Source organism: Microcystis aeruginosa LEGE 91341 (assembly GCF_015206885.1).
Lineage (GTDB): Bacteria > Cyanobacteriota > Cyanobacteriia > Cyanobacteriales > Microcystaceae > Microcystis > Microcystis aeruginosa_H.
The window spans coordinates 91,597-98,938 of sequence record NZ_JADEXY010000003.1 but is presented as its reverse complement, the minus strand read 5'-3'; the positions used below and the strand labels follow the sequence as shown (position 1 = coordinate 98,938).

Here is a 7,342-nt window from a genome sequence, read left to right as displayed (position 1 = left end):
ATTCCGGGGTAGTTGCGGGGGTGTCTTCGCTGGTTTTTTCTTCTTCCCGGGGACAGGCTGCCGATTCTAAACCGAGATGACATCGGACTTCCTCCCGTCCCAAAGATACGGCAATTCCCGACACCGACATTAATAAGGCTAAGATGGCTAAGATATTCTTCATAAAATTAGACTTGATTTCTACTCCTCGACATCACATTGTCTATTTTAGATGGGATCGAATTGATATTGAGAACCCTTTGGCCCCTCATTGCCGCGATTAGCACGCACTAGGGGAACTTGATTAAAAATCTTAAAATCCGTGGTGTTTCCCTGCAAGGTGATTCCTCGATTTAAAGTTTCGACTACAGTAGCACGGTCAGAACTTTTAGCGATCGCTTCTCCTAATACTTTCATGGTATCGTAGGCGGTAGCAGTACGCCAACTGACGCGACCGCGCCAACTTTTCAGCGCATCTTTAGCAAAAGGATCCGTTGCTTGGAAACTCCAAGGTACTGCTAGAACTAATCCGTCGATGCTATCCGCTCCTTGAATAAGGATATCAGGTGTATAAAGTTCATTTCCGCCTAATAAGAGCATTCCTGACGATTCTTGGGCAATGGCCACGGCTTGATCAATGCGATCGCCATCTTTGCTCAGGGCCAAAAATACCACCCTAGCGCCGGCTTGTCTTGCCTGATCTATGGCGGTTTTAGGGTTAAAATTGCCTTTAGTTGTGTCCATTTCCTTAACTATCTGGCCTCCCGGTTCTTTGATCGCTTTAGCAAAGGAATCCTTTAATTTTTGACTATAGGGACTATCGGAATTATAAAAAAGAACCACTGACGGAGAATTCTCTTGCTTACTAGCATAATTAGCCACAGTTTTGGCCACTGCTTCCAGATAACTGCCTAAAACTTCCTGAGATTTATCTTTAAGGGGAATAGTTTTCAGGGTTGCATTTCCCGTTTGACTAACACTGGTAGTCAGGGGAGAAAGAATCGCTAATCCTTCTTTTTCGTAACTTTCAATCGCTTTTTGACTGAAAGGGTCGATTCCGTGGCCCATAACTGCCAAAACTTGACCGGATTGAATCAGATCATCGGCTATCGCTTTTGATTGTAACCCACCGCCATCATTAGCGATGACTATTTCTAAAGGATTACCCGGATTAGAATTATTAAACTCCTCTTGATACCTGGCCACACCCCGGAGAATTTCCTTGGCGCTGTTGGGGTCGTTAGCGATAGGGACAACGACGGCTATAGTATTTTGATTACCTTTTTCTCTGGCTTTGGCGTTATTGTAATAGATTTTGCCTTCCGGATCGTTTGCTTGGGGAGTAGCTGCTAGTTGATAAGATGCGATCGCATTTGCCCAATCTTCTTTTTTAAAGGCCGCTGCGCCTTTTTCTTTGTTAGAAGTGGAATTAAGCAGTATTTTCTCACCTTGGCTAAATAAATCGGGATTTTTAGCCGTATTACTCACAAAAGTTGCCTTGGGTTGCTTGTCTGGGGTTTCTTCCCTGACAACTTGGGGAGTATCGGGTTTGGGAATCACCATTTGCAATAGACTCCAACCCCCTAAACCTGCGGTTAAAGCGGTAATTATCAAAGCGAAGGGAAGTAACCAGTTAGATTTTTGACCGACTCTCGTTGTACCCCCCGGGGAGACTACAACTGTGGTTTTAACCGTCGTTGTTACGGGATCCATCGCTTCCCTAGGTAGGCCACAGATAGGACAATCAGGAGTAGTATTTTCGCAGGGTTCATGACCTCCCGCAATTGCTTGCGGATAGGTTTTACCATCTTTAGGGATACCGTCACATTGCCAAGTAGTCATAATCAGTTATCAGTTATCAGTTATCAGTGGGTAAGTTATCAGTGGGTAAGTTAACAGTTATCAGATGTGAGTTTTTAAGTGAGCAGTATTAAATAGAAGTTTCTTGCCATCTTTTCACTGATTACTGTTTACTGTTTACTGATCACTGTTTGAGGACGTTGTCGTAAGCTTTGGAAATAGAGGCCACCGATAAGCAGTAAAAAGAGGATATAAGCAACAATTTGACTGATATAGAGGTTTTGACGATAACCAAACAGGGATTTAAGGAGGAGTCCGGGGAAAGTGCGATCGCTCAAAATTTGGGAACCGTCCCAAACTTGAAAACCGAGAAGACAGGAGGAGGGGAGAGAAGGACAGAAATTGCGATAAAAAGGGTCAATTTCACTTAAAAGACTGATTCCTGCGTCGATATGTTTCAAAACACCGATGAGTAATCCCGCAACGATTAAGAGCAGGAAAGTCCCCATAATTTGGAAAAAGAGACGGATATTAATTTTTACTCCCCCTGCAAATAGGAGAATTCCCAACAAAGTCGCCAAACTTAACCCCGCTATCGCACCGAACGCTTGTATCTGCCAATCTTTTTGGAATTGGGCCAGGATAAAGAGGACAGTTTCAAATCCCTCCCGCAAGACAGCGATAAAAACGAGCAGAAAAATCGCTTTTCCTGCCCCATTTTCCGCTTTTAAACCCGCTTTTACCGCACTTTCTACCTCAGATTTCAAAGATTTGGCCTGTTGAGTCATCCAAATTAACATCCAACTCAACATCAAAACGGCAATTAGTCCAAAAGTGGCGGCCAGTAATTCCTTGATCATTGGTACATAAGGACTAGGAGAGGCATCCACTTGCAAAAGGATTCCCCCTAGCAAAACACCGACCAAAACACTAGCCACTACTCCTGCACCAATACCACGATACACCCATGAGTTAAGTTGCGATCGACCGGATTTTTCTAAACAAGCGAGGACAATTCCCACCACTAAAGCGGCCTCGAAACCTTCCCGGAGAGTGATAATAAAAGTGGGTAAAGCGGAACTGAGATTCATAAGCTAGTCAATAAACTCTAGCTTTGATCCTAGCTTAAGCAAAATCCCGCAGCATCTTGCGAATTTCCAGATTATGTAATTCTTCTTGTCCGATCATACCGCGAGCGAATTCTTCTAGGTAAATACTGGCATCTTCGACGGTTTCTAGGAGTGCTTTGTACAAATCAAGGGATTTTTTCTCATGATTGAGGCTCTCACTCAAGATTGCTTTGATATTATGTTCATAGCTTTCTTCGATGGGGGCAATTTTTAGGCTAGGATGACCTTCTAAACCGGTGAGAATTTCCCCAACTTGTTGCGCGTGGGTGAGGGATTCCGTGGCCTGAGTTTGGAAAAATTGGACGATGGGGATGCGATGGGGACCTGTCACCATCAGGGAATAGTGGGTATAACGGACAACTCCCGCTAGTTCAAATTCCATGATTTCGTTCAGTTGTTCGATGGTTTTGTCTCTGTCTAGTTCTCGCATAAGATTCTCAATAATTTTTCTCTAATTGCAATTGTAGCTAATCCAAACCGGCTAAATGAATCTAAAAACCTTGTTGGCTAATATTTTTAGGCTTTTTTGCCATCAAAAAAGTGCCGGATATTCGAGCAATCGGGGCGAAGTTTTCGGCACTTTTTCCCTGAAAATGCCTAAAATCCCACACACCCCCCAAAAAACCTTTTCAGCAAACCCTAGGTGCTGCAAAAGGATTTTAGCCGGGGGAATAGCAACTCAAGAGGTCATTAAAGGTTTCATTTTGCCTTAAACCATCGAAAACAAAGTTATTACGCGCTAATTCGCCGCAAATATCTGGTTCTATGTCTAGAGCTTCGCGTAAACAGTCGATCGCTTTTTGTTGTTGACCGAGAGCGGCATAACAGCAGGCGGCATTATACCACGCATAGCGATCATCTTGATCGATTTTTAACGATTCTTCATAACAGGTGATCGCTTCTGTTAAACGCTGTAATTCCTGTAGGATCACACCCTGTTGATACCAGGACCAGTAATCTTGCGGTCGGATATCGAGGGCGGTACGATAATTAAATAAAGCCTCTTGGGGATTGCCCCAATCCCGGAAAGCGTCGCCACGTCGATACCAGGCCCAATAATCCCGGGGTCGCGCTCCCAAGGCCAGATCATAGGAAGTAATAGCGCGTTCGTAGTTTTTGAGCAATCGATAGGCCTCCCCTTGCCGGTAGGCAGCCCAATAGTCCCCCGGACTATGACTTAGGGCCCGTTGAAAACAGGCGATCGCTTTTTCGTATTCCTTTAATTCCTGTAGATAAACACAACCTTGATCGTACCAAGCCCAATAGTTATCATCCTTTACCTGTGCAGCGTTAGAGTAACTTTCAGCCGCTTCTTCATACATTCCCAAGTCTTCTAGTATCATACCCCTTTTGTACCATGCCCAATAATCATCTGGATAATATTCTAAGGCTTTTTCGTAGCTGATTAAGGCTCCAAAATAGTCCATTCTTTCTTTTAAAATATTGCCTTGGTCATACCAATCCCGATAGGTATCCGGACGGCATTCGAGTGCTCGATAGACAGTAAGTAGATAGGTCATAAGTAGTTGGACAAAAGTAAGGTTAACTGTGGGGTAAGGAGTCAGGAGTCAGGAGTCAGGAGGCAGCAGGTGCTTTTTCCCTGAAAATCGATAAAACCCCACACCCCCCCCGATGTCGGGGGGGTAGGGGGGGCCACACCCCACACCCTGCCACCAGGAAAAGCTTTTTGCCGCAAACCCTAGTTATACTTTTAAAACAGATTCAGATCCGTTAAAGCGCCGAGACTGCTAGAGGAGACTAACTTGGCGAATTTGCCGAGAATTCCCGTTTTATAGCGTGGGGGCCGCGGTTGCCAATGGTTACGACGACGGGTTAATTCTTCCTCCGATACATTTAACTGCAAGAGACGCTGACGAGCATCAATAGTGATTTGATCCCCTTCCTCGACTAGAGCAATTGTACCACCGACCGCCGCTTCTGGAGCGACGTGACCAACCACCATGCCATAGGTTCCCCCGGAAAAACGACCATCGGTAATTAATCCCACGGAATCCCCTAAACCAGCGCCGATAATTGCCGAAGTGGGGGCCAACATTTCCCGCATACCCGGTCCACCTACTGGTCCCTCGTAACGGACAACCACCACATCCCCAGCTTGAATTTTTCCAGCCAAAATTGCCTCTAAACAGGTTTCTTCCGACTCAAACACCCGCGCGGGTCCGGTGATTACCGGAGTTTTCACGCCGCTAATTTTGGCCACGGCCCCCTCTGTGGCCAGATTTCCTTTTAAAATGGCTAAATGACCCTCTTTATAGACAGGATTGCTAAAAGGACGGATAACATCTTGGCCTGAGGGCGGTTGGTCGGGAATATCGGCTAAAATCTCAGCGATAGTCTGACCGCTAATGGTGAGAGCATCCCCGTGCAGTAAACCATTAACCAGGAGAATTTTCATCACTTGGGGAATACCACCGGCTTTATGCAGATCCACGGTAACGTAACGACCGGAGGGTTTAAGATCGCAGATAACCGGTACTCGCTGCCGGATAGTTTCAAAATCATCGATCGATAATTCTACCCCGATGGTGCGGGAAATGGCTAAAAGGTGCAGCACAGCATTAGTGGAACCCCCCACCGCCATAATTACCGAAATAGCGTTTTCAAAGGCTTTACGGGTCAAAATTTGGCTAGGTAGAATCTGTTTTCTAATCGCCTCGACTAAAACCTTGGCCGATTCTTCGGTACTATCGGCTTTTTCCTCATCTTCGGCGGCCATGGTTGAGGAATAGGGTAAACTCATCCCCATGGCTTCAAAAATGGAAGACATGGTATTAGCAGTAAACATTCCACCACAGGAACCGGCGCCGGGGCAAGCGTTGCGTTCAATTCCGATGAGGTCTTCTTCACTGATTTTACCGGCGCTATACTGTCCCACGGCTTCAAAGGAACTGACCACGGTTAAATCGCAATCTTTGTAGCGTCCCGGTTTAATTGTGCCACCATAGACGAAAATAGCGGGAATATTCATCCGGGCCATGGCAATCATTGCCCCCGGCATATTTTTGTCACAACCCCCAATAGCGAGGACTCCATCGAGACTTTGACCATTACAGACGGTTTCAATGGAATCGGCGATTACTTCCCTAGAAACGAGAGAATATTTCATCCCTTCCGTTCCCATGGAAATCCCGTCACTAATGGTGATAGTCCCGAAAAGTTGCGGCATTCCCCCCGCTAATCTGGTGGCTGCTTCGGCACGCATTGCTAAATCATTAATTCCCATATTGCAGGGGGTAATGGTGCTAAATCCGTTAGCGATGCCGATGATGGGTTTGCTAAAGTCCTCATCCCCAAAACCTACCGCTCTTAACATGGCCCGATTAGGACTGCGTTGGGTACCTTGGGTAACAATGCGACTTCTGTAGTTATCTGCCATAACTTTATCTTTCTCCAATGGCGGCTGATGGGTGCGATCGCGGCTCAAGTTCTCTAATCGCACCTTATATTTCTATTTTCTGACTTTTGGCCGCTCTGAGCAGGTTTTAGGACAGCCCATCTCTAAAGAAAATATAAAACTGTGGGATGATTCAGGGGACAACTATCGGGAATCAGCAGTCGGACTAAAGCCGTTTGTCGTATAAAACGGGTTTCTTTAAGAAACCCGTTTTCTTGATAGCGAGTGATGTTAACAATTATTGCGCTTGCACTTGCTGGCTAATACTAGAGTCAATAATAGTCCGAAAATACTATCAGGTTCGGGAACTTTAGCTATATTAGTAAGCTTGATATTATCAACTAATAAAGCTGAATTTCCAGTAGCATTTCCTCCTCCTGTCTTATCCACATCAACTACCCCAAACCCTAAAATATAATCTCCACTCACGGATATTGTTATCGTGTAAGGTTGATAGCCTGTTTCTTTCGTTAAATGGGAAAAAGAAGGATTAATCGGAAAACTAGATTGAGTATCTGCCAAAGGATATAAAGTATTATTAAGGGTAAAAAAAGCGAAATCGCTGTAATCTACATCAGCCGCAGCTTCATCAGTCAGAAAATTCCAATAAAAGCTTAAAACATCGCCAGTATTAGCAGTAATAGTCTGTTTGATAGCGGAACCTTCAGTAACAAATAGATTGCTTAACTGATTACCCGATAAGCCGAGAAATGATTGTAAATTACTAGCATTAGTCAAGGGTTGATTGTCGTCACAAGCATTGAGAAAAAAACAAGTTTGTAACACGGCTTGATGACTTCCGTTAACCGGTGTAACCTGAAAACTTGAAGTTTCAACGCTCGTTTGTCCGGTGGTATTCCAGTTAGAAAAATTACCAGTTTCAAAACTTCCATTGACAATAGCAGCATGGGAAGTTTCAGCCGTCGCCACTAACAAACCAGCAACAGCAATTGAGGTTAAAGTTGGGAGTTTAAACATGAGTAATTTTCCTGATATATGGTTAATTGCGAGATGATAT

6 protein-coding genes are annotated in these 7,342 nt (G+C 44.8%); all 6 read right to left on the bottom strand.

Features of this window, described 5'->3' with window-relative positions; translation table 11 throughout:
- Positions 1 to 207: 207 nt before the first annotated feature.
- The gene (locus IQ234_RS01245) at positions 208 to 1,821 is read right to left on the bottom strand and encodes an ABC transporter substrate-binding protein (protein WP_193955726.1); all 1,614 of its coding nucleotides are present in this window, start codon (positions 1,819 to 1,821) and stop codon (positions 208 to 210) included.
- 128 nt (positions 1,822 to 1,949) lie between these two features.
- Positions 1,950 to 2,870, bottom strand: a complete 921-nt coding sequence (locus IQ234_RS01240) for an FTR1 family iron permease (protein ID WP_193955725.1) — start codon at positions 2,868 to 2,870, stop codon at positions 1,950 to 1,952.
- Positions 2,871 to 2,904: 34 nt separating this feature from the next.
- Entirely contained in the window at positions 2,905 to 3,339 is a 435-nt protein-coding gene (locus IQ234_RS01235) for a ferritin-like domain-containing protein (protein WP_002731529.1), read from the bottom strand.
- A gap of 229 nt (positions 3,340 to 3,568) precedes the next feature.
- Positions 3,569 to 4,429: a tetratricopeptide repeat protein gene (locus IQ234_RS01230; protein ID WP_193955724.1), complete on the bottom strand. Its 861-nt coding sequence runs from the start codon at positions 4,427 to 4,429 to the stop codon at positions 3,569 to 3,571.
- 191 nt (positions 4,430 to 4,620) lie between these two features.
- On the bottom strand, positions 4,621 to 6,306 hold the full coding sequence (gene ilvD, locus IQ234_RS01225; RefSeq protein ID WP_193955723.1) for a dihydroxy-acid dehydratase: 1,686 nt from the start codon (positions 6,304 to 6,306) through the stop codon (positions 4,621 to 4,623).
- A 249-nt stretch (positions 6,307 to 6,555) separates the two neighbouring features.
- Entirely contained in the window at positions 6,556 to 7,302 is a 747-nt protein-coding gene (locus IQ234_RS01220) for a PEP-CTERM sorting domain-containing protein (RefSeq protein ID WP_193955722.1), read from the bottom strand.
- Positions 7,303 to 7,342: the final 40 nt, after the last annotated feature.